This is a genomic window from Peptostreptococcus russellii, assembly GCF_003012055.1.
GTDB classification, from domain to species: domain Bacteria; phylum Bacillota; class Clostridia; order Peptostreptococcales; family Peptostreptococcaceae; genus Peptostreptococcus; species Peptostreptococcus russellii.
This window is the reverse complement of the sequence record NZ_JYGE01000003.1, coordinates 21,291-45,589: the sequence shown is the minus strand read 5'-3', so window position 1 is coordinate 45,589 and position 24,299 is coordinate 21,291. Positions and strand designations below refer to the sequence as shown.

Here is a 24,299-nt window from a genome sequence, read left to right as displayed (position 1 = left end):
CACTATTTAAATTAGTTACAAACATACTCTACTAAAATACTTAAACGGCGAATTAGTAATACTCATAAAAAAGTATTATTTATCTTCCCAAATGTATAGAGTTTTATTTTCTATCATCTCATTTATTTGATCTTCATTGTATCCAAGTTCCTTCATTACTTCGACACCATGCTCACCAATCATTGGTCCCTTGTTGTATGGAGTTGGTCCCATTTCAGCAAACTTAATTGGGTGCTTAACCAGTACTCTTTCTCCATTTGGATACTGCATCTTGTGGAAACAGTCATTTGCCCAAGCCTGATCATCTTCAAGAAGTTCTTCCCAAGTCTTTGCTAATGCGAATGGAATATCAGCTTCTGTTAATATCTGTGCCCATTCTTCATGACTCTTTTGTTCAAATGTTGACATTACTCTATCATATACAGTAGTTCCTAATCCATTTTCGTGTAGGTTCTGAACTGGGAAGAATCTTTCATCTTCAACCATATCAGTTAATCCTAAAGCTGTAAGGAACTTCTTGAAGTATGTGTTATAGTCAGGCATACAAGTCTGAATATATCTTCCTTCACTAGTTCTCCAACAAGCGTTAAATGGATTGCTTGCTTCTCTAATATTTATTGGATACTTAACTCCATGGTCAGGATACTGAGCTGCCTGAATCATCATACCCATGTTGAATATTGCACTTTCGAATAAACTTGTTTCAACCTTTTCACCTTCGCCTGTAAGCTTAGCATGATATAGCGCTGCAAGAACACCTGCTGCAAGGTTTATACCAACATTATGATCACCTAAACCTGGAACAACGTTCATTGGAACGTCAGACTTTTGTCTAAGGTTTTCTAGGTATCCACCTCTAGCAAAGAATGCTGTGAAGTCAAATCCTGGAAGATCCTTGTCTGGACCAAATTCACCATAACCAGTACATAGAGCATATACTAGGCTTGGATATTTAACTTTTAAAGTTTCATAGTCAAGACCAGCTCTTTCTAGTGCCTGAACTCTCCAGTTTGTTATAAGTACGTCAGCATCATCTAATAACTTAAAGAATGCTTCCTTACCTGCTGGATCCTTCATATTAAGAGATATACATCTCTTGTTTGCATTTTCAAGTTCCCAAGTTGTATTTTCATACATATCTAAAGGTCTACCTTCTGTAGGTGCTGTATATCTTAGTGGATCCCCCTTAGCGCTTTCTATCTTTATAACATCTGCACCTAAATCTGCTAAAAATCTACCTGTTGTAGCTGCAGCAATAAAGTTAGCAAGTTCAATGACTTTGATCCCCTTTAATGGTTGTTTTCTAGTGCTCATCACATTACCTCCCACAAAATATTATTTAATTTAATGTAATTTAATTATACTCCTGAATGTCTTTGATATATTTATCATTTTTTTAACATTGTTTATTTTTTAAATTTTTATTAAACTTAATTTTTTAAATATATCGTTAACAAACTTAGCTATATTTAAACAAACACTTAGTTTGTTTTTTACTTATCTAACATCCGCAATTAAACGCATCATCTTAGTGTTTCTCATGATGATGTTTCTCTTTGTGCTTATGCTTTTTCTTATCTTTTTCATGTGCTTTTTCAGCTTTTTTCTTTTTCTTTTCTAGTATTTCTTGATTTTTTCTTGCAACTTCTTCTTTTAATTCTTCAGTTGCAATTTTTCTGATTTCTTTTTCATTTATCTTACCTGTAGGATTTTTAGGAAACTCTTCTATAAATAAGAAATAACTAGGAATCTTGTATGTACTGATATTTTTCTTCAAATATTCTTTTATTTGTTTTTCTATCTTTTCATCTTTTTTATGTTCAATACAAGCAACTATTTCTTCTTGAAGTACTTCTGATTTCATTCCAAACACATATACTTCTAAGCCTCTTTTGGCCTCTTTTATAAACTGTTCTATTTCAACTGGAGATATATTTTCTCCTCCTCTTATAATCAAGTTTTTTCTTCTTCCTACTACATACAGGTAACCATCATCGTCTAAATAAGCTAAGTCCCCTGTTCTGAGCCAACCATCTGGTTGAACTGCATCACATACTACTGGATCAGATGCTAAATAACCTTTTGTAACACTATATCCCTTGACGAATATTTCGCCAACTTCATTTCTTTTACATTCTTTCATAGTGTCTAAATCAATTATCTTTACATCTATATTACTTACTACTTTTCCAGATGACTTTGATTTTAATTCTATTGAATCATCATACCCTGCTATCGAAACACAAGGAGATGCTTCTGTTAATCCATAAGAAGTTTGTAATCTCATTCCTTTTAACTTACTACATACTTCTTTATATTCATGAGGATATATAGGAGAGCCTGCTATTATTCCACTCTTTAGACTGCTAAGATCGAAATCTTTCATCCTAGGGTTTTTAACCATTGCTAAAAACATACTTGGAACTCCATTTAATATCGTACATTTATCTCTTTCAATGACATCACAAACATGCGTTGTCTTATATTTATGTATTAATGATATCGGCATACCTGCGATTATGCTAGTTAATAAACTAACTGTTATTCCGAAACAATGAAATAACGGCACAGCCAGGCACATTCTATCATTTTCATCCCATTTCATTTGTTTCACTACTTCTCTTGCATTGTTTACTATTGAATAATGACTCAACATTACACCCTTGCAATTATTAGTTGTACCTGATGTAAATAAGATACACGCTAACTCATGAGGATTTGTTTGCTTTGCTAGTTCTCTTTCCACTGGAAGTTTACTCTCAACTAACTTTAGCCATTGTTTATAAGTTCGCTCAATATTGTAAATCTTAACATGACTAGATTCTCTGTCTTTTCTAACCTTCTTTATCACATCTTCAGTTGAATCACCACCACAAAGATTTGTGTAAAAAAGATGTTTAATGTCAGCTATTTTTATACAGTCAATCAGTTCTTTTTCCTTAAAACAAGGATTTATAAGGACTGCCACCGCTCCTAGCTTCTGTAATGAGAGAAAAGCTATAATCCAACTTGCGCTATTTACACCTAATATTCCCACTCTATCACCAGGTTTAATACCTTGTTCCATTAAAATTTTCGCCACTTTATTGGTTACATTATTAACACAGCCCCATGTAAAAACCTCATCTCCATGATTCATGAAGATACTATTCGGTGTTTCATGCGCTCTTTTTTCTAAACATTCACTCACCGTCATGTTTATCAGTTCCATATTTTTACCCCCAATACTACAAAACAACTACCAAGCCCTAACCCCCATTAGTCAACAGCTTTATTTTTATATAAAAACTATTTTTCCTTGGCTACTTGTATACCAGTTCCTTTTCTCAACAACAGTTTAACATTTTTTTATTAACAAGTAAAGTAAATTTAAATAATTGTTAAAAAAAAATTAACAAATTTATTAAAAACAAAAATCCACTCAAAACTCACCTTTATCTCTTGCCAGATTCAGAACTCATGAAGTAGTGTTTATACTCAGGATCAATATGTATTTCACCAGTCACCGTTTCTATGTGCTTTGTCATACACTGTAATGCCATATCTAAATTATCTTCTTCAATATATTTCAAAATCAACCTGTGTTCATCTATCAAATGAGAAACTTTGTATCCTAATCTAATATATACATTTCTCCATCTAGAGATATGTAACAGATGTACACTTATTAAATTAAGTATATTTTCATTTTCAACACTAATGATTATATACTCGTGAAACTCTTCATCTAACCCTTGAAACTCTTCCATGTACTCATTAGCATAATAAAAATCTTCTTGTTTTTTTATGTTTACTTTCATCTTTTCTATTATATTAGACTTATCCTTTTTCTTCATAAAGCGATACAGCATTTCTTTTTCAATTGCTATTCTAATCAATAATGCCGTTCTAATGTAGTCTAAATCTATATAGTTGACGTATGTTCCCCTCTGAGGATAAACCGTCAAAAACATATCTTGAGTAAGTCGTGCAAACGCATTCCTAATAACTGACCTAGAAACACCATACTCATCTGCAATTCTATTTTCGCTAATTTTATTACCAGGTTCCAACTCAAGATTAATAATTCTATTGAGAATATCCTGATAAATTTCCTCCGAAGAGATTGGTTTTTCCATAACATCAACTCCAATCACTTTACATATACTAGTATACCACAATCTATCTTTAAATCAACTATTTTTAACAATATTTTTAAGCTTTTTTAACATATTTATTTTAATTATGTCGTATACTTGTTTTATGGTAACGTTTCTTACTTTTCATTATAAAAATAGCCATATTCCTTATCTTATAAAAGAAGTTAAAGTATTCATTAACAAAGGCTGTTTATTTTTTTTAAATTTTATATAATTTAATCAATATTTATTATTTTTACAATAAATTGAATTTTTAGAATCAAAATGTACTTTTCTACAACCTAAAAATACACTTTTTTCATAAAAACGAAAAAAGGTCTATTATTTGATTAATAAATAGGCCTTTTCTCTTATTTTTTTCTTTTTTTAGAAAATTTTATATCTTTATTGCTTTAGACAGTCCCCTACTGGTGCTGTAGAGGTATAGATTGCCATTTTTCATAGCAGGAAACCTCACTTCTGGCGACTGTTCTGGATACATTCTATAGAAATAAACTCTATCATTTTTAACATAGGCAAAAAATAATATGAAGTCATTTTTTTGCATAGAGTGTTTGACACTTACATAGTAATCCATATCTATTAATTCAACATTATAGTCCTCTTCTTCAATATCCCATGTTGACTCTACTGCTTCCAGTTTTTTACCACAACAGTAGATTGTAGAGCTTCCTGTACTAATTAATGCATTTGAACAAACTGGGCATACATAAAAATTAATCCTAGACATATTTCCAGTATCAGGCTTATTTTCCCTTATTTTTCCTTCCATAATTTGAACCATCTCAACTCCCAAAATCTGAGATAGATCTGCCCATAAAGATGAATCTGGAAATCCCAGTCCACACTCCCATTTTGATATTGTTTTATTTGTAACTCCAATAGAATCCGCAAGATTTTGCTGGGTTAATTCTTTTTCTTTTCTAAGCTGAGCTATTAACTTACCTGTTTTAGCACAATCCATATCTTCCTCCTAATAGTCTTTATTCATAAAATTGATTCTTTACCATCTACTATTATACTTATTTTATTATTACTAAACAATCCACGCTCAGTAGACTATCATTTTTTTGAATTTAACTTCTATTAAAATTGATATTATCATTAAACTAAGAGATTTTTAAAATATAATATATCTTTGATTTAATTTAAAACTGCTATTTATTTACTATTTATTTACTATAGATTTTTAAAAATAATTCTTTTTTATTATGTGAAATAATTTTATAATACATTTTAAAAGCAAATAACACTCAATATATTAAAAACTATTATTTCGAGGAATAATTTAAAATCCGCTAATTCTTTTCCATACCTTTAAATCCTAGCAAATTCTCTTTATAGGCAAATAATACAGTGTTTATTTCAAAAATATCATATCTTTCATTTTCTACAAAATACTTTATAATAAGGTCATATCTTTTATCGTATGAAATTTTATATTCATACCTTTCTAGCAAAGTCTCCATTTCTTTAAGACTAAACTTAAATGCAATTACAAAAGATAAAAGTATATTTTTACTTGGATAATATTCATTGTTACTTTCTATTTTTTCTAATTCTGCTTCATCTATATTTGCTTTTTTATATAATTCCTTTAAACTTATACTTTTTTCCTCTGTTAAATCTATTAAATCCTCATAAAAGTTATTAGTAGGCTTATTATTTATAGCATCTTTATCTATACTAGCTTTATCTATACTAGCTTTATTTACGCTCTCTTTATTTACGCTCTCTTTATTTTCTTTATTAAGAATATTGCTTATTTCTTTTCTTAAACTAGTGTTGGGTATTACAAAGCTTTCTCTATTAAAAATAACTAAAATAATTTTCATATCATTTTTATTTAAAAACTTTTTTATCTCTGATATTGCCACATCAATTGCTCCAGCCATAGGATATCCGTATACACCAGATGATATCAAGGGAAAAGCTATACTTTTAAGATTTTTATCCTTTGCAATTTTTAGAGAATTTTTATAACAATTTCTTAGAAGTTTTTCTTCTCCATACTCTCCAGATCTCCATATAGGCCCGACTGTATGTATTACATATTTCGCTAAAAGATTATATCCTTTTGTTAGCTTAGCATCTCCTGTTTTGCAGCCACCAAGCCCCCTACACTCTTCTAACAACTTTTCACCTGCAGCTTTATGTATTGCCCCATCAACTCCACCGCCACCTAAAAGTGATGAATTTGCAGCATTTACAATAGCATCTACATCCAGTTTAGTGATATCTCCCTCTATAATATTAAAAGACATATATACCTCCTAAATTAATTATTTAAACTCCAGAAAGTTACCTAACTTCTTCAAATGTTTCTTCTCTTTTCAACTTTTCACTTCTTTTTAATGACATTTTAATATTACCATCAAATAATTGACCAATTCTTTCTATAACATCTTCTGGATTTTCTTTCATTCCATTCAATATCCACCTTAACACCATTTCAGTCAATGCACATTGATAAAAAGATGCTATCAAATCCATATCTTCCTTATATGAATCTATTTCCTCACTCTGTTTCTCCACATACTTACTCATTATGTTTCCTGCTATATTATAAATATAATTAACCAACTCTTCCCTTTGCATAGAATTATATACATGATATATTGCCTTTTTATTTTTGAGAGCAAATTCTGCAGCCATTATAAAGCTTTCCTCCCAAGAAAGTGTGTCATTATATTCATCTATTACTTTTTCTAGCTCCAACTGAAATAATTCCGATAATAGCTCATATACATCCGAATAATGGTAGTAAAATGTATTTCTATTTATATTACAATTTGTTGATAGGTCTTTTACTGTAATTTTATTTATAGGTTTTTCATTAAGCATTTCAATAAATTCTTTTCTTATCATTGCTTTTGTATACTGTTGAACCAAAAAAATCAACTCCTTAATAAATACTTTTCCTAGCCTTTACTTAATTTTAATCTTATTCAACAGTATAAGTCAACTTATTAGAAATATGCAATCAACATTTTCTGACAATTCACTCCTTAATATTTAATCCTTAAAGTTAGAGTATCCTAATTATCAAATTCTAACTAAAAAAGCCACCTTAATAATGGTGGCTTAAATAAATATTGACTTCATATTCGACTTTATAAGTTTCAATAATTCTTTTGGAAGTAGACTTATATCTTCCCCTAAAATTATCCCTCTTTCTTCTTTCCCTTCATTCCATATAAAATCAAAACTATCCCTACTTTTTTGACTTATTTTACCTATTTGAAATCCATACACAAGTACATTTTTAGAAGATAAAGCATCTATTTCATTTTTCGCTGAACCTGGAAAACTTGAAGCTCCATCTGTTATTTCAAATATTATTTTTATTTCATTTCCCTTTTTAAGTTCATTTTCTTGCTTTTCAGATATTGATTCTCTTATTTTTTTTAGACAAGCAGCATCATCTGTAGCACCATCTGATGCATTTAATTTAATAATTGATCTAATTATGTCACTTTTTTCTTTTTCATAACTAGATTTTTCATTGAATTTTTTCACATTATAAAATCCACTGCCGAAAAACCACGTTTCTGTGTATATTTTTATACTCTGATTTAGTCTATCTGAATTACTCTGCAAATATCTATTGAAATCTTCAATAGACAATAATGTTACCGATAAAGCTTTTCTTGCAGCATCAATTTTTAAGGGATTCATAGACCCAGAATTATCTATTAAAAATGATATTTCTATCTTGCTCGGAAGTATGTTTTTTTCTATTTCTAAAAGGTATCTACTAAATATCTCTAAATTTTTATAGTTGGATTTTTTTTCCGCTTCTACAAACTCTGGATAGGCTTGTATAAAACTATCTATATCTAATTTACCCTTAACTTGCTTTTTTTGTTTTTTACTAACTTCTTTTTTTGCACTTCCTATTAACTTTTTCCAAAACTTTTGCATCTCTTCACGTTCATATTTCATTTTATTTGCATAATAATTGAAAACTTCTTGATCATCTTGACTTATGCCATAAGACGATAAATCTATATGATCAATATTAGTCGGTGATCCACCTAGTCCTATATCATCATCCAACATCTCATCTAAAAACTCTTCTTGTTCATCCCTAGATATTTCAAGATTTTTTGGCAGCTCCTTTTCTTCATTTTCAAAGCCAGACTTCCCTTTCTTAAACTCATCTTTCATCTTACCTTTTGATCTATACAATGTCATTTCATCTATTTCTTCTTTCCATAACCTTTCAAACTCACTGTATACAAAAGTTCTTACAAATTCTTCCCTTGTCTCTATCCCTTGATAAGAATTTATTTCTTCTATAAAATTGTCTCTTATAAAATCAAAATAATCCTTATTTAATATTTTAGATTTAAATGGATTTTCTGTATTACTAATATCCGGTATCTCTTTATATAGCTCATAAAGTAAAAAACTCTTAGAAAATGCATAGTGCTTTGGCAGTGAATTTATACTATCCATACTCCTTCCAGTTTTTTGCATATAGTTTACTATATTTAAAAAATTTTCTTTTTTTCTATATCTTGGGCATAATTGTAAAACTCTTAGAAAACTTATATATTTATCAATAGCATACAGAAAATCCATGATTTCTCTTTGAACATAATTTTTTATCATAGGAAGTTGATAGGCCTCATCATTTTCTAAATCTGCCCTCTTTATCTTTTTCATAATGTAAAAAGTAATAGACTCTATCTCTCTTTCCCAATATAAATATCTTTTTGCATACCGTTTTGTATTTTTCTTCCAATCAGGATATAAAGCAAGTTCATAATATATATGCCATAATATTTGTTGATGATCTATGTCATCTTCCAAAAAACTTGCTAAGGGTAAGTATAATATTCCCTTTGATGCATTAAAAACAAATTTTTCTAGTTTAGCTTCAGCTAGATACATAAGACTTGAATCTAATGTATAGCTTGCTAATGCTCTAGCTTCTTTATCCAAAAACTCTTCCAAATTTTTTTTAGAAACTTCTATTAATTTTTCTTCATCTAATAAATCAACCATAACATCACCTAACTAAACTTTATTTTATTATACATATCTTCAACTGATCTAATTCTGTCAATATATAATAGATATATATTGCTATCTAAATCAAACAATAAATAATATTCTTTCTCATGAGCCAGTATTTCTATAAAGAATTTTTCTATTTTTTTTGAATTCACATACCAACTTCCCATATTTTCTTCTATAATGTATGCGACTCCTTCTTGTCCAATCATTAGTCCAGTAGACTCTTTCGACTCTAACTCGAAGATACTCCCATCTATTTTTTTATTTTCTTTTAGATGTATCTCCTTATTATTAAAAGAATATACTTTAAAATTACCGTCCGATGAAAAAATAGCTATATCTTTGCCATCACTATCAAGCTTTGATATGTTTGATACTTCTTGATTAAATATATCCAGACTATAATCAAATATATATTCACTATTATTTTTCCTATATATATACACATTTCCAGAATCTGTTCCTATAATAATTCTATCTAATCCAAGAACTAAGCTTGAAGATATTATCTCTTTTTCTATATATATTTCCTGTCTTTTTTCTTTTACAATATCTACTTTATTTGATGAAATTTCTATTTCGAAAATCTCCAGTAAGTTTTCTTCCTTTTTTCTTATATATTTATTCTCTTCTATTTTTAAAATATCTAAAAAGCCATACTCATCTATCCTATTTTTTTGACTAATCAGCTTAAAGCTTTTCTTAGATGTATTATAGAGCTTTCTTTCTAAGATTTCTAAAAGAATCATTTCACCAGATTGACCTAAAAGTAGTATTCTTTCTTCTGATATTTTCTCTATATATGAACACTTGATATTTATATCCAATTTTTCTGACCATTCTACCATATACATATTGATATCAATTTTTACTATATACAACTCACCTTTAGAATTGCTCACTATCAAGTTAGACTCATCAAACACTATAGTTGACTCTATAATCGCCGTATTTTCAAAGCTTCCTATTTTTTCTAATTCCTTAAAGAGTACTTCAGTATTTTCTATATTCTCCTGCCTATAATAAGGTATTAACTTTTCTAATATATTATTTTGATTGAAGTTTACTCTATTTATCTTTTTCTCAAAGTCTTCCTCTAGAACACCTGTTTTCTTAATCTCATTAAATTCTTCTCTTAGCTTGCATACTTGATTCGTATATTCTTTTATCTCATTATGTAGTTTATCTTTCATTTTCTTCTCCATCTCTTTCTTTATAAAGATAGTCCATAATGTCTTTTGAATACTCTAGTTTCCTTATCTTTTTATCTAGTTTTTGTAAATCATCTCTGCTTATAGAATCATTCTCAGAATCTAACTCTAGAAATTCCATTAGAGCTTCATCTTCTTTAAATTCTTTTTTCCCAAATATAATATCAAGTACATCTAAATAACTTAGTATTTCTATCTTAGGACGAGTATATTGGTAAGGTCTAGTTCTAATCTCATCATATGTAGTAGTTGCCTCTCCTATTGACTTTGTTTTTACCTTCCAGCCTTCGCTTTCTGCAAAAAATCCAAATCTTAAACATTGAGATAATATGTAACTTTGATCATCTGGGTAGGTAATTGAGCTAATAAATGAGTCCCAGAGAGCTAAGTCTATATCCTTTTCTTCACCCAAATTCCAATCATCTAATATATGTAGTATATTTCTAATTGATAAAACAGATTCTTTTAACTCTAGTTCATTTAAAGTGGACTCTTCATCTCCAGCATCTTTCCATTTTCCCATAAATACATTCTGTGTTACTCTACTCAACTGAGCAAATCTAAAAAGCTCATCCAGTGTTTTTCTAGGATTCCCTATATGTAAGTTCCCTTCTCCGTCTAATAATCTAGTAATAATGACCCTAAATAGTTCATTTTTAGAGTTATCGCTTTGATCATATAACGATCCTATTAAACTTTGTGGAAGGTAATTGTACTCTATAGTCATAAATCTTGACTTAAACGCTGGATTTAGTTCATTTGTTCCTTCATAGCTAACCAATCTAGTAGATAAGTTTCCTGTTCCTATAAATGCAAATCCTCTTTTTATCTTTACTGGACCTATGCCTGTTACATAAGCCGTACTGCCAATATTTTTTTGTAATATATCATTTAGAGCTATTAAATTTTGCATAGCTATTGCATTTAGTTCATCAACTATTACTGGCCTACCTTCTTTTACAGCTATTAGTATTTCTTTTTCTATCTTTTTTATTTCTGTACCAAATGCGCTATTCTTAGCTACCAATAAATCTGACAATGACTTCCAAATCTCTACCTTTATTTGAAACTCCTCTTTACTTGGGATCTCTTCTAACTCTTTTTGATGATTATCTATCCAATCAAAGAAATTCTCACTCAAGTAGTTTAAATAATACTCAAAATCCTCACCAGAAAAGCTACTGTTTAAAGAAAGTGTTTTTTCTATAAACATATCCTCATAGCTAAGATTATGTGACCCAGATATAAATAATGGTTGTATTTTTTCTAAATCTTCTTTTTTCCCATTTATTAAGATTTCTTTATATCTTTTTCGAATACTAGTATTAAAGCTTTCAAACGCTGATAAAACTTCTTCAAAGCTAGCATTTTTATTATTTAAATACCATTCTTCCATCTTTTTTTCTAAAAGCTCCTGTATCATATTTTCTATAGTAAACTCTACCGCAGCCTCTGTGGCAAGTGCTGTCTTACCGCTGCCAAGATGTCCTATTATATTTACGGGAACTCCCTTTTTAAGTGAACTTTTAACCTTATTTTTTGCATCTAATACATAGTCTACATTTACAAGTTTCTTATTTTTCTGATTTTCTATATCATCCAATAACTTTTCTTTATTGTAGACAGTGTGAGCAATTTCAGATTTTGTTATAAGCTCATCTAGTTCCTCTTCCAATTTTTTAATCCTATCCACTCTATACCTTGTTGCAGGATTAGATTTAAGAAAAGAATTTTCCTTATCAAATATAAGCTTTCTTTCCCATTCTAGAAAAAACTTTTCATAAGCTATACAGTTCTTTATCCTAGCAATCTCTTTAGACTTAGATATAAACTCACTTTCTATATACTTCTTGTATCTACTATAATACTCATTTTTATAATTGAATTTTTCTATCTCTTCAAATTCATACTTTCTAAAAGTATTAAAAAAACTGCCTTCCTTATCTATGCTTTTTTCCATAGATTCTTTTTCTTTAATTTCTAATATGTATCTTTTTTCTTCTCTATACTTTGCTCTTAATTCTTTAATTGAGGGAATATGCGAATTATGATTTTCATAGATATTTGTCATAACTTATTCTCCTTAGCTAATTATATATGCCAAAATCCCGAATTATACAAAACGGGATTTTGGTCATCATATATTTTTATTTTTTATTTAATCATATTATAGAACTAAATAATATTAAATTCTTTCAATAATTTTTCTATATCTGTTCCTGCCAACTGTTTCTTTATCTTTCTCTTAGCTAGAGGTGACATTGGAATATCAGGCTTTTCTCCATCTAACAAGCTATGAGCTCCGTTTAATAGGTATCTAATATCATATCTTGATGCATAGACTTCTGGCACTCCCTTTTCTACTCCTGTTAGAACATATACAGCTTCCATAGCAGTACGTCCAGAGTACTCTATAGTAAATACTGTATCACGTCCTGGATCATCTAGTGTTTCAGCAAACTGTCCTAAGAAAGCAAAGTTGACTGCATTCTTTGGTACAACATATGGTCTATCTCCAGCTGCTCTAGGCATAAATTGTGCAGTTATAAATGGCATCATTACCGGAATTGCTGTACAAGAATTTGCTAATTCTTCTATCTCATTCTCTGGAACTCCTATATGATATAGCCATTCTTTTGTTATTTCCTTACCAGTACAATCTCTCAATGGTTTCTTGATATAATCTCCTGGTACATCTGTAAATAATCCATATACCCAAACAACTATATCTTTTTCAGGCTGTCCATAATATTGTTCTTGACGATTTATAGTCCAGCTCATCAACCAAGAAGAGTCCACAGCAGATACTATACCACCAGTCGCAGTTTTTCCACCATATGGTGATCTTTTAATTATTTTTTCTATATACTTAGGAACTCTCTCATCGTGACAAGTAACTGTACAAGATTCCCAATTTGTTTTCTCTGTATCAGTACAGAATACATCTGGATGTCCAAATTCGTCGCATTGAGCTGCTATATTTCTCCATAATTCCCAGCATCCCTGTGGTTCTTTCTTGAAAGGTGCAGGATTATTATCATCACCGTATCCTGATCCCTCTGTAATAGAACCATTTGTTACAAATACTAGGTCATTTTCTGTTAAATCTATAGATATTTCTTTCCCATTCTTATCCAAGGCATGTATTCTATTAGCTACCTTCTTATTATCTGATATAGTAAATTCAACATTATCAACTGTTACACCATATTCGAATTTTGCTCCGTGTTCTTTTAAATAGTTAACCATTGGTGTTACCATAGAAGTAAACTGATCATGACGAGTAAACTGAAGTGCTGACAAGTCAGGAAGACCTGCAACATGATGTATAAATCTATTCATATATAACTTCATCTCTAAAGCACTGTGCCAGTTTTCAAATGCAAACATAGTCCTCCAGAAAGTCCAGAAATCTGTATTTAAAAGATCTTCTGAGAAAAATTCCTCGATTGATTTATTTTCTAATTCCTCATCAGACATACTTACAAAGCTTGCTAGCTCAGTAGCCAACTTCTGTCCTAAATTAAATTTACCATTGTCATGTCTTTCCCCTCTATTTTTTGTAATACGGCAATTACTATGGTTTGGATCATCGTAATTTGTATAATATAAATGATCAAGCACTGACATATTTGGATCTTCTACTGATTGAAGTGAACTAAATAAGCTCCATAGGCACTCAAAGTGTTGTCCCATTTCACGTCCACCACGAGCTACATATCCTACATTAGCAAGAACTTCACCATCAAGTGATCCACCTGGAAGTTCTAACTGCTCTAAAAATGTTATCTTACTACCATCCATATGTGCATCTCTTATAAGAAAACATCCAGCTGCCAAAGATGCTATACCTGTACCCACTAAATATGCACTCTTATCTTCTATACCTTTTGGCTTTCTTGTATTTACAAGTGCGTGATAACTACCATTTGTAAGAGTTAGTCTGTCATCAAAAGTTTTAAGTTTCATAATAATGCCCCGCTTTCATAAAATATTATTAATTGATATATACAACTTTTAGATCTCATATTGAGTAATCTTTGTTGTCTATTTATATATATGATAAGGCTTATACATACTCCTTTCATTGGATACTTCCTATTATTTGTTCAATTTTTAGGCATAGAGACTTAATTGTCTAATAATTCCAAACATTCTTATTTTATTTTTTCAAGTATATCTTATTAAATAAATAAAAGAACAGACCTTATTTATATCTCTAAAATATAGTCTGCTCTTATTTAAGTAATGATTTTAAATTTTATAATTTTCAGCTATAAAAATTAATAAACTTTACATATAATCTATTTTTTCTCCCTAGCGTTATATATCCATATTATTTAATAGCTCTTTAAGAGTACGAATTTCCTCATTAGTAAGAGTTATTCCCTTGCTCATCTTACTATGATCTTCACTCCACTCTCTTATATCAAATTTTACTTCTCTATCATTCCAACTAACTAAGTTTAATTCTTTTAACCAACCCTTTGTTGAAGTTGATAAAGTTCCTATATTTTCTTTTATTTCATATTTAATAGCCATAATTACCTCCACTTTTATCTACAATTCTAAAAATAGTTCTAAAATTTTTCTTTATACAATTTTATCACTAATTTCAATAGATTTCCATTTTAAAATTTTATACAAAAGATACACTCTAAACAAAACTAAATATTTTCCCCAAAACTTAATTATTTTTTATAAAATCTATTGACAAGATAACTGTATCGTTGTATTATTGTATTAATCAATTAATACAGTGATACAACGACTCAAACTAATGCTTGCTATTATCTATATATAAAGATAGGCTTAGCAAGTATAGGGTCAAACTATAAAATAAATATTATTAGGAGGCTTTTTATGCAAGAATTTGATACAAATATACCTATATATATTCAGATAGCTGAAATAATTAGGAACCAAATAATTTCTGGAAAGCTTGAGCCCAACCAAAAATTAGAATCTGTAAGAACTTATGCAGATATGTATGAGGTCAACCCAAATACAGTTCAAAGAGCACTTTCAGATCTTGAGTTATCAGGCTTAGTTCATTCAAAGAGAGCTGTAGGGAAATTTGTTACAGATGACAGTAATTTAATTTCATCTGTAAGAGATAAACAAATTGAAATAGAGATAAAAGTTATGTTAGAAAAACTCTATTCTCAAGGATATTCAAAACAAGAGATTTATACTTCTCTTAAACATTTATTAAAGGAGGATTTATAATGAGTAAAATTTTAGAAATTCAAGGACTAAAAAAATCCTATGCTAGTAAAAATGTACTTAAAGATATTAATTTAAGTATTGATAGTGGAAAAATAGTTGGCTTGATGGGACCAAATGCAAGTGGTAAGTCAACGCTAATAAAAATAGTAAACGGCCTATTAACACCTGATTCAGGAAGTGTATTAATAGATGGTCTAGCTCCTGGTACAGAAACTAAAAGTTTCGTATCGTACCTTCCTGAAAGAACTTATATTAGCGACTGGATGAAGGTTAAGGATATAGTGGAATACTTCGAGGATTTTTATGAAGATTTTGATGTAGAAAGAGCGCACAATATGCTAGAAGATTTAGATATTTCTCTAGACTCAAAAATCAAAAATCTTTCAAAAGGATCAAAGGAAAAAGTTCAACTAATATTGGTTATGTCTAGAAAGGCAAAACTTTATATTCTAGATGAACCTATTGGCGGTGTCGATCCTGCAGCTAGAAGTTATGTTATAAAAACTATACTGAACAATTACCCAGAGGACGCTACTCTTATTATCGTTACTCACTTAATTTCTGAAATCGAGGGAATCTGTGATGAAGTTGCATTTTTAAATAACGGAGAAATTGTTATACACGAAAATACAGATGACATAAGAACAGAGAAAGGTATGTCAGTAGATGCATTGTTTAGGGAGGTATTTAAATGCTAGGAAAACTTATAAAATATGAATTTAAAGCTTGTGCGCGATATTTCGTGCCCTTATATGTAGCCATTGTCTCAATATTTTTAATTAATGGCTTCACAATCAGCGATGGAAGCGGAAATATTTTTACAGGAATTATGATTGCACTATTAATAGCCATCATTGCAATTTTTATATTTGTTAACTTATATGTGACTATTAAAAGATTTTCAATATCCATATTTGGAGATGAGGGATATTTATCAAACACCCTTCCTGTAAGCCCATTTACACTTATGTCTTCTAAAGCGATTACTATGCTTATTTATACATTTATATCTATACTTGTATTTATAGTAGCAGTTTTATTATTCGCTGCTCCTAATATTTCTAAAATAGATATGTTCAATCTACAGGAAGCTTTTTCTGGTATGATTTTAGAGGCAAATAAGCTAAATCTAAATATGCCTTTATTAATTTTCCAAATTGTAATAGGTATGATAATTTCTACTATATCTTCAATTTTGGTTCTTTATCTTTCTGTTTCAGTTGCACATTTAAGACAGTGTATAAATCATAAGTATATATATGGATTTTTAACTTACTTTGCTTTTAACATTTCATCTTCAGTTTTATCTAACTTCTTATTTAAAGATATGTCTACTAGCTTTGAGTCTAAACAATTTGCTGCTGATCAGGGCGGAAAATTCTTAGTTGAAATGACATCATTTATGCAAAATGTTATGCTTAAGTCAAATTTACTATCTGTAGTTTATATATTAATTGCTGGTGGTCTAGTAGTTTATATAATGAGTAGGAAACTTAACTTAGAATAATGATAAATAGTTATTATAAATAAAAGAGATATTGGAGTTCCAATATCTCTTTTTATTTGTAATAACTTGCCTAAATTTTTAAATATAAATAAGAAAAAAATTTTCTATAATTATTTTCCGCAAAATATTTCTATATAAGCTTGCATAATAATGTTTCTAAATTATATTACATAAAATGCTTATACATTCCATTCATAAAACTTCTATATTATCTTGCATAGAAATACTTATATATTAACTTATACAAAAGTATCTTATATAAGCCTAATTAATATATAGTTAAATTTATTCTTTTCAAAAAACTTAAAAGGAGGGCAAAGCCCTCCTTCATACAGAATAATTTAAGTTATAGATTGCATAATTTTTCATTACAACAACCACATCTAATAATATAGAATATCATCAGTCTTACCACATCAATAACGCTCAACAACTTAATTATAGCAAGCTTTAAGTTTTTAATCAATCACTTTATCTATAATTATAATAGCTTTTCTCAATAGATATATATTATTCGATAGTTATTAAATATAGCCATCTTTTTATAATCAATAAGAGTTATACCCAATCAATACAAATTATAAATTATCCATTAAATACATGAGTTTAAAGGATAAATTTTCTTATATTTAATATAACTTTAAATTAATCTTTATCAAATATATAATTGCTAGTTTATAATAGAAATTTTCCCAAATAAAAAGGCCACTCATAAAGAGTAGCCTAATTAATTAAATTACTTACATTCACTATAATATTTTTTACCTAATATATCAGCAGCCAAAACAGCATCTCTTAATACTTCTGCTGTCATATCTCCAACCATATTATGTATAGTTTCGCCCTCTGCACAAGCCTTCTCACAAGCTATTATTACTCTAGATAAATCTTGAACTCCTACTTCTTCCAAAGTTAAAGGTAATCCTACACTAGCCATAAAGTTCATTACTTCATCTATTTCTGATTTTGGTGCATTTTCCAATATCAACTGTACAACTGTACCAAAAGCAACTAATTCACCGTGGTTAGTTTTTTCGCATTCTTCTAGACTTGTAAATCCATTATATATAGAATGTGCCGCTGCCAACCCACCATTATCAGCACCTACACCACTTAAATATGTTGCCGCTTCTACTATTGATTCTACCGCTGGAGTTACTAACTTTTGCTGTGCTGCTTCCTTTGCCATAGCTCCATTTTCAAGTAGTATCTCATAGCAAAGCTTACATAGTGCCATTGCTGAATTAGAGATTCCACCATTTTCAAGTGAAGGAGCTCCTACACGAACACAAGCTCTTGCTTCATAATAAGTTCCTAAAGCATCTCCCATTCCAGCTACTAAGAATTTTGTTGGTGCATTAGCTATTACCTGAGTATCTACTATTACTGCGTCTGGATTTGTTGGATAAAATATATATCTGTCAAAAGTCCCATCATCATTGTATATTACTGATAGTCCTGTACATGGTGCATCTGTTGCCACTACTGTTGGGACTATCACTATCTTTTTATTTTCAAAGTATGCAGTTGCCTTTGCTGTATCAATTGCTGATCCACCACCTAAGGCTACAACAACGTCTATATTATCATCTTTTACAATTTCTCTCATCTTATCTATTTCGCCATTGGAACTGATTCCACCAAATACTTCAAATCTTGTGTATGCATTATCATCTTCAAAGCTATTTTTTATGTCTCCACTACAGTATTTATTTCCACTGTTTGAACAAATAAATAAAAATCTTTTTCCTAAATCCTTTGTTTGATTATAGAAGTCATTTAAAGCTCCCTTACCTTGAACATATTTGTGTGGTGCACGTATTAATTTTAACATATACTCTTCCTCCTACTTTCTTAAATAAATTTTAGATAAAGTTTGCCAGAAAAACTTTTTAATTAATATAGTATTTATATTCATCAACTTATCTATAAGCTAGTTTTCTAGATATTTCATTTTATTATTCCTTATTTTTAAGATTATTATTGTTAAAAAGCTAACTGACTAATTACTATTATATACTCATAATATATATAATTGCAATATAAATTTTAAAATACTATTATATTTTATTAATATTTTTTATATATTTTATAGAATTTATTTTATTACTGCTATAATCAAACCTTCTTCGCTATATTATTTTTAATTATTCAATGTATAATAAATGATATACATACAAAAAATATAATAAACTCTTGTAATATCTTTTTTACCAATATCATTTATATTTTTTATTTATGCTTTTATCTATATTTATTAATCTATATATACTTTTGCTTATAACTTTGTTTTTATATCTTAATCTAGATTTTTATATATAGCTTAAATTATAAACTCTTTAAAATAATCAAATCTTAGATTTAAATATTTCAAAATCAAAAAAAAGGCAGACCCTTAATTATAGACTGCCTTTTATATATCATATTTTTTATAGACTTTACTTATCTTCCATGAGCAATAATTTTATACTGTTGATTATTATATTCAAAAATATCACCTTTTTGTTTTTTATAACAAATTTTAGATATTCTTGGAGATTTATTAAAATCGTTTTTAATTATTATACTATATGTTTTTATTTCATTATTTTTCAGATTTTCAACCTTTATTCTATCACCATTTAGTATTACCGCTTCATAATTAATATGATTTATCTTTTTTCCTTTTTCAGAATATATTTTCTTTAGCTTTTCTTCTGTATCCAAATTCCTTTTACTTTTACTTTCAATACTATCTCTTTCAAAAGCTCTTTTACCCTTTTTTGAAACTTTATAAAATTGACAATACCTTACATTTCTACAAGATTTTCCGTAAAATACAGACTGTCTCTTCTTGCAAAGCTTTTCTTTGTTATTAAAATTAATACACCACGTCTTACTTCTTGCTTCACTCATCTTCAATGTCTCTATATGAGAGGATACCCCCTGCATAGCTTTAATATTATACGACACTATTTTTCCCCCTTAATATAATATATTTTTCAAACATCAAATAGAAGCCTAGACTTAGAATTTTTTAATATAGGATTTTAAAATATTCGCTTTATTGCTTAAATACATAAAACTAGCTAAACATACAAACTAAAGATACAAAATATTATTACTTACTATTTTTATATATCAATTTATTTTTCTGTCTTTTATTCTCTTCTCCATTTTTTATTTCTTTCTTATTAAGCTCTTCTTTTTTTATTTCTTTAAAAATATCAAATATACTTAATTCCATATTATCTTTGAATTTATGAACATGACTTTTATTATACCCAAATATAGAAGCATACTTTTCAGCTATTTTTCTTGCACCTGAAAAGCTTTCTATTATCTCTTCATCTGACTTTCCTCTTTCAATTTCAAAATTATACTTTACATCTATCTCAGATATAATCTGATCAATTGTATCTTTTGGTAGATTTAAAGATATTAATTTTTTCCTCACATCTTCTAAGAATTTTTTCTTTTTTAGCTTCATAATCTTTTCCTTTACAATCCAAAGTACACATTATATTAATATAATTCTATCATAGGATATATATTGAATCAATATCTAGTATATATTTTCATTTTATTATCATTTTAATTTTATATTAATATTTTTTAAAACAAAAAATAGAAAGAAGACTAAAATCCCCTTTCTATTTTTATGTTTTTTTATTTTCTAGATATCCACTTTCTATTTTACACTTTTTTATTTTATTACTTCTATGAGCCTCTGTTTTTTTAATCTATATTTTTTGATTTCTTTTCTATCATTTTTTCTTCTATTACTTTTATTCTGCACTCTTTATTTTTTAGATTTTTTTATCTTTATTAGCTTATCTCTTTATTACTTTCTAGTTTTTTGTTTTAAAATAATTCTTAATCAATTTTCTTTTGATCATTTCTTATATCTCTATTATATTTCTGAAGCTCATTTATCTCTTCTTTTGATAATGTTTTAGTATATCCTATTGATGAGATAAAAAATACTGCCATAGATATCACAAAAAATATAGCTAAATATTTTCTCCTAAGCTTTAAGCTCTTTACAAACATACTTGCTAAAAGTAGAACCATCGCTATAAAGCAGGCAAACATCCCTGAAACAAAAATTACCATTAATATTTTATTTACTGTATACAAAGCTACACTATCCTTCCCTTATATCAATAAGAAATATTTTAAAGCTGCCACTCCATTACAAATTCTTTCTCATTATTAGCTTCATCGATTTCATTCTTGACTATTATAAATCCTTCTCTCTTATAGAATTCTACCGCTCTATTGTTTTTATTATAAACAGATAGAAGTAATCTATTTCTATTGGATTTTACATAGTCTAGCAAATTCTTTCCAATTCCACGCGATTGATACTTATCTTTTATAAAAATACCTGCAATATAATCATCAATTAATCCTATAAAGCCATATATTTTATTATCTTCCTTATATAAATATATTTCCGAACTCATCATCATTTCTTCTACCATTTCAAAATTTTCTTTCCAATAAGATGCTTTTATAAAACCATGTGCTGAAATATTTGTTTCTAGCCATATATTCATTATTTCATCTAGATCTTCTATTTCAAATTTTTTAATCATTACTATTCCTTTCTATTTATAAATGAAATAAGATCTAATTTACTATTTTAAAATAATAATTCTTTATATTTTCATAATTTTTTTCTTTAATTTTCTATATTATGTACTAAAATCTGGATAATCTTATAAAATCATATTAACTATTTATTGATATTTTTTTATTTTCCATCCTCTATTTTCTAGCATAATCAGTATAATATATTTTTATAATAGAGTTCTAGCAAATTAAGTCTCCATTTTTTACTTTTTCATCTAGGGATAAAAGAACAATCCCTTGCTCTGAATCAGATCCCAATATACGAACCTCACTTTTTACAGATGAAACATGCATTGGCGTCAAGTTTACACAACATATTACCTGTTTATTTAATAAATTTTCTACTGTATAAAGTTCTGTAATTTGTGCAGATGATTTTTTAACTCCAATTTCCTCACCAAAGTCTATTTTTAATGCATAAGCTGGCTTTCTAGCTCCTTTATTTACTTTTGCCTCTATTATTGTTCCTACTCTTACTTCTACTTTATTAAAATCTTCAATTCCAATCATAATATCCTCCAAATTTCAATTTACTTATAGATATCTATCATTTTTTAATACTATTAGCAGGTCATTTTTATTAATACTTTCCAATTTCCGTTTTAATTCTGTTTTAATTTATGTTTTTAAATTCTGTTTTAAACTCTTATCTTTAGTATTAAGCTTTATCTTAAATATAATAATTAATATATTCTCCTTAGTATTTAATGTATTTATAATGCTATACCAACTTCCAGTAAGTATTAAATACACCCTCCTCCATACTGATTTTCGCTATTAGATTCTCCGCTATCTGATCTCTTCTCTTACTACACAAAAATTCTGCTATAATCTTTACTTTTGCTCAAGACACATCAATACTTTCCAAAGAAACTAACTTAAATGCTGAAGTTTCCATTTCATTAATAATCATTGACCTTACAAAAAATTCTTTTTTATCATCACATGTAATTGATATTTGATATATATTTCCATCTTCATCAAATTCATAGTTTGGATCCAATTTTTCTGCAAGTGGTTTTAATAATAAATTGATAAGAATCAGTAAAAGTGTAGAAAGAGCCGCAAATGTTATCTTTCCTGAGCTTGTAATCATGCCTACAGCTGCTGTACACCATATAGTAGCTGCAGTATTAATTCCCCTTACATTTCTCCCATCTTTAAATATTATACCACTACCAAGAAAACCAACTCCTGTTATTACCTGTGCTGAATTTCTTACGATATCTGGCTAGCCAACTATTGTAGGGAACAAAACAAACATACAAGAACTCATACATACTAAGACATTTGTTTTGATACCGACAGCATGACCAGTAAGATTTCTCTCTATACCTATTATAAGTCCAAAAAATATTGATGCCAATAGCCTTATTGCAAAATCATATATGCTCATATACGCACCTCCTATTCCATTTAATAATATAAAAAAACAAAAATCTCCAAGATATCTGTGGGTAATAAACCGATTAATCCTGTTTGAGCTTTAACTCTATGAGGCAATGAAATTGTATTATTCAAGGCCTTAATCTCGACCTTGACTGTTCAAACCTACTTATAATGTCTCCATTACTTCGCGGCAACAATCCGTATCCTCATAGTAGCCTTACCTACCGAGCCTATTTATATCATTAAATAATGAATATCATCATTTATTTAAAAAGTCAATTTTATATATAACTTTCTTTTTAGTTTATTTTTTAGAATTTTTTATCTTTATTACCTTATCTCTTTATTACTTTCTAGTTTTTTGTTTTAAAATAATTCTTAATCAATTTTCTTTTGATCATTTCTTATATCTCTATTATATTTCTGAAGCTCATTTATCTCTTCTTTTGATAATGTTTTAGTATATCCTATTGATGAGATAAAAAATACTGCCATAGATATCACAAAAAATATAGCTAAATATTTTCTCCTAAGCTTTAAGCTCTTTACAAACATACTTGCTAAAAGTAGAACCATCGCTATAAAGCAGGCAAACATCCCTGAAACAAAAATTACCATTAATATTTTATTTACTGTATACAAAGCTACACTCTCCTTCCCTTATATCAATAAGAAATATTTTAAAGCTGCCACTCCATTACAAATTCTTTCTCATTATTAGCTTCATCGATTTCATTCTTGACTATTATAAATCCTTCTCTCTTATAGAATTCTATCGCTCTATTGTTTTTATTATAAACAGATAGAAGTAATCTATTTCTATTGGATTTTACATAGTCTAGCAAATTCTTTCCAATTCCACGCGATTGATACTTATCTTTTATAAAAATACCTGCAATATAATCATCAATTAATCCTATAAAGCCATATATTTTATTATCTTCCTTATATAAATATATTTCCGAACTCATCATCATTTCTTCTACCATTTCAAAATTTTCTTTCCAATAAGATGCTTTTATAAAACCATGTGCTGAAATATTTGTTTCTAGCCATATATTCATTATTTCATCTAGATCTTCTATTTCAAATTTTTTAATCATTACTATTCCTTTCTATTATAAAAGAATAAGAGCTAATTTACTGTTTTCAAATAATAATTCCTTATATTTTCATAAATCT

The 24,299-nt window shown here is 28.4% G+C and carries 23 protein-coding genes, 1 pseudogene and 1 riboswitch; of the genes and pseudogenes, 3 read left to right on the top strand and 21 right to left on the bottom strand.

The genetic code is table 11. The features are described from left to right. Positions 1–75: 75 nt before the first annotated feature. From UF10_RS02360 to UF10_RS02310, 11 genes are all read right to left on the bottom strand, one after another. On the bottom strand, positions 76–1,314 hold the full coding sequence (locus tag UF10_RS02360; RefSeq protein ID WP_106776217.1) for a CaiB/BaiF CoA transferase family protein: 1,239 nt from the start codon (positions 1,312–1,314) through the stop codon (positions 76–78). Between the two features lie 214 nt (positions 1,315–1,528). Beyond that, positions 1,529–3,211, bottom strand: coding sequence for a class I adenylate-forming enzyme family protein (locus UF10_RS02355; RefSeq protein WP_106776216.1), 1,683 nt, complete (start codon positions 3,209–3,211; stop codon positions 1,529–1,531). Positions 3,212–3,434: 223 nt separating this feature from the next. Continuing rightward, the gene (locus UF10_RS02350; RefSeq protein WP_106776215.1) at positions 3,435–4,118 is read right to left on the bottom strand and encodes a GntR family transcriptional regulator; all 684 of its coding nucleotides are present in this window, start codon (positions 4,116–4,118) and stop codon (positions 3,435–3,437) included. Between the two features lie 397 nt (positions 4,119–4,515). Beyond that, complete coding sequence (locus tag UF10_RS02345; RefSeq protein WP_106776214.1) at positions 4,516–5,103, bottom strand: helix-turn-helix domain-containing protein; 588 nt, start codon at positions 5,101–5,103, stop codon at positions 4,516–4,518. A gap of 334 nt (positions 5,104–5,437) precedes the next feature. After that, entirely contained in the window at positions 5,438–6,403 is a 966-nt protein-coding gene (locus tag UF10_RS02340) for an O-acetyl-ADP-ribose deacetylase (RefSeq protein ID WP_106776213.1), read from the bottom strand. A gap of 37 nt (positions 6,404–6,440) precedes the next feature. Continuing rightward, entirely contained in the window at positions 6,441–7,031 is a 591-nt protein-coding gene (locus tag UF10_RS02335) for a TetR/AcrR family transcriptional regulator (RefSeq protein ID WP_106776212.1), read from the bottom strand. Positions 7,032–7,223: 192 nt separating this feature from the next. Further along, positions 7,224–9,152 (bottom strand): vWA domain-containing protein, encoded by a 1,929-nt coding sequence (locus UF10_RS02330; RefSeq protein ID WP_106776211.1) that lies wholly within the window; start codon positions 9,150–9,152, stop codon positions 7,224–7,226. A gap of 8 nt (positions 9,153–9,160) precedes the next feature. Further along, positions 9,161–10,357 carry a hypothetical protein gene (locus UF10_RS02325; protein ID WP_106776210.1) on the bottom strand — a complete coding sequence of 399 codons (1,197 nt, stop codon included), beginning with the start codon at positions 10,355–10,357 and terminating at the stop codon, positions 9,161–9,163. After that, positions 10,347–12,446 carry a P-loop NTPase family protein gene (locus tag UF10_RS02320; protein WP_106776209.1) on the bottom strand — a complete coding sequence of 700 codons (2,100 nt, stop codon included), beginning with the start codon at positions 12,444–12,446 and terminating at the stop codon, positions 10,347–10,349. The genes UF10_RS02325 and UF10_RS02320 overlap by 11 nt, the downstream gene beginning before the upstream one ends. 104 nt (positions 12,447–12,550) lie before the next feature. Beyond that, positions 12,551–14,344 carry an oleate hydratase gene (locus tag UF10_RS02315; protein WP_106776208.1) on the bottom strand — a complete coding sequence of 598 codons (1,794 nt, stop codon included), beginning with the start codon at positions 14,342–14,344 and terminating at the stop codon, positions 12,551–12,553. A 354-nt stretch (positions 14,345–14,698) separates the two neighbouring features. Then, positions 14,699–14,917 carry a YdbC family protein gene (locus tag UF10_RS02310; protein WP_106776207.1) on the bottom strand — a complete coding sequence of 73 codons (219 nt, stop codon included), beginning with the start codon at positions 14,915–14,917 and terminating at the stop codon, positions 14,699–14,701. A 321-nt stretch (positions 14,918–15,238) separates the two neighbouring features. Here UF10_RS02310 and UF10_RS02305 point away from each other — a divergent pair, with 321 nt between their 5' ends. Genes UF10_RS02305 through UF10_RS02295 form a run of 3 tightly spaced genes read left to right on the top strand, consistent with a single transcriptional unit; the run spans position 15,239 to position 17,111 of the window. Then, positions 15,239–15,604 (top strand): GntR family transcriptional regulator, encoded by a 366-nt coding sequence (locus tag UF10_RS02305; protein ID WP_106776206.1) that lies wholly within the window; start codon positions 15,239–15,241, stop codon positions 15,602–15,604. Further along, positions 15,604–16,302, top strand: coding sequence for an ABC transporter ATP-binding protein (locus UF10_RS02300; protein ID WP_106776205.1), 699 nt, complete (start codon positions 15,604–15,606; stop codon positions 16,300–16,302). The genes UF10_RS02305 and UF10_RS02300 overlap by 1 nt, the downstream gene beginning before the upstream one ends. Next, positions 16,296–17,111, top strand: a complete 816-nt coding sequence (locus UF10_RS02295; RefSeq protein WP_106776204.1) for a hypothetical protein — start codon at positions 16,296–16,298, stop codon at positions 17,109–17,111. The genes UF10_RS02300 and UF10_RS02295 overlap by 7 nt, the downstream gene beginning before the upstream one ends. Positions 17,112–17,847: 736 nt before the next feature. Here the strand turns inward: UF10_RS02295 and UF10_RS02290 are convergent. From UF10_RS02290 to UF10_RS02245, 10 genes and pseudogenes are all read right to left on the bottom strand, one after another. Continuing rightward, positions 17,848–18,945, bottom strand: coding sequence for a glycerol dehydrogenase (locus tag UF10_RS02290; RefSeq protein WP_106776203.1), 1,098 nt, complete (start codon positions 18,943–18,945; stop codon positions 17,848–17,850). Between the two features lie 608 nt (positions 18,946–19,553). Further along, complete coding sequence (locus UF10_RS02285) at positions 19,554–20,063, bottom strand: hypothetical protein (RefSeq protein ID WP_106776202.1); 510 nt, start codon at positions 20,061–20,063, stop codon at positions 19,554–19,556. 148 nt (positions 20,064–20,211) lie between these two features. After that, positions 20,212–20,580: a DUF1700 domain-containing protein gene (locus UF10_RS02280; RefSeq protein WP_106776201.1), complete on the bottom strand. Its 369-nt coding sequence runs from the start codon at positions 20,578–20,580 to the stop codon at positions 20,212–20,214. Between the two features lie 386 nt (positions 20,581–20,966). Further along, the gene (locus UF10_RS02275) at positions 20,967–21,206 is read right to left on the bottom strand and encodes a hypothetical protein (RefSeq protein WP_146130763.1); all 240 of its coding nucleotides are present in this window, start codon (positions 21,204–21,206) and stop codon (positions 20,967–20,969) included. A gap of 62 nt (positions 21,207–21,268) precedes the next feature. Further along, positions 21,269–21,691, bottom strand: coding sequence for an N-acetyltransferase (locus UF10_RS02270; RefSeq protein ID WP_106776200.1), 423 nt, complete (start codon positions 21,689–21,691; stop codon positions 21,269–21,271). A gap of 217 nt (positions 21,692–21,908) precedes the next feature. Beyond that, a complete protein-coding gene (locus UF10_RS02265) occupies positions 21,909–22,238 on the bottom strand; it encodes a tRNA-binding protein (protein ID WP_106776199.1) in 330 nt (109 codons plus the stop codon). 334 nt (positions 22,239–22,572) lie between these two features. Next, positions 22,573–22,731, bottom strand: coding sequence for a hypothetical protein (locus UF10_RS09480; protein WP_330403924.1), 159 nt, complete (start codon positions 22,729–22,731; stop codon positions 22,573–22,575). A 63-nt stretch (positions 22,732–22,794) separates the two neighbouring features. Continuing rightward, a pseudogene (locus tag UF10_RS09475) lies at positions 22,795–23,124 on the bottom strand (MgtC/SapB family protein); the annotation flags it as partial. A gap of 71 nt (positions 23,125–23,195) precedes the next feature. Then, a riboswitch (M-box (ykoK) riboswitch) is annotated at positions 23,196–23,353 on the bottom strand. A gap of 142 nt (positions 23,354–23,495) precedes the next feature. After that, the gene (locus tag UF10_RS02250; protein ID WP_146130763.1) at positions 23,496–23,735 is read right to left on the bottom strand and encodes a hypothetical protein; all 240 of its coding nucleotides are present in this window, start codon (positions 23,733–23,735) and stop codon (positions 23,496–23,498) included. Between the two features lie 62 nt (positions 23,736–23,797). Continuing rightward, the gene (locus tag UF10_RS02245; RefSeq protein WP_106776195.1) at positions 23,798–24,220 is read right to left on the bottom strand and encodes an N-acetyltransferase; all 423 of its coding nucleotides are present in this window, start codon (positions 24,218–24,220) and stop codon (positions 23,798–23,800) included. Between the last annotated feature and the right edge of the window lie 79 nt (positions 24,221–24,299).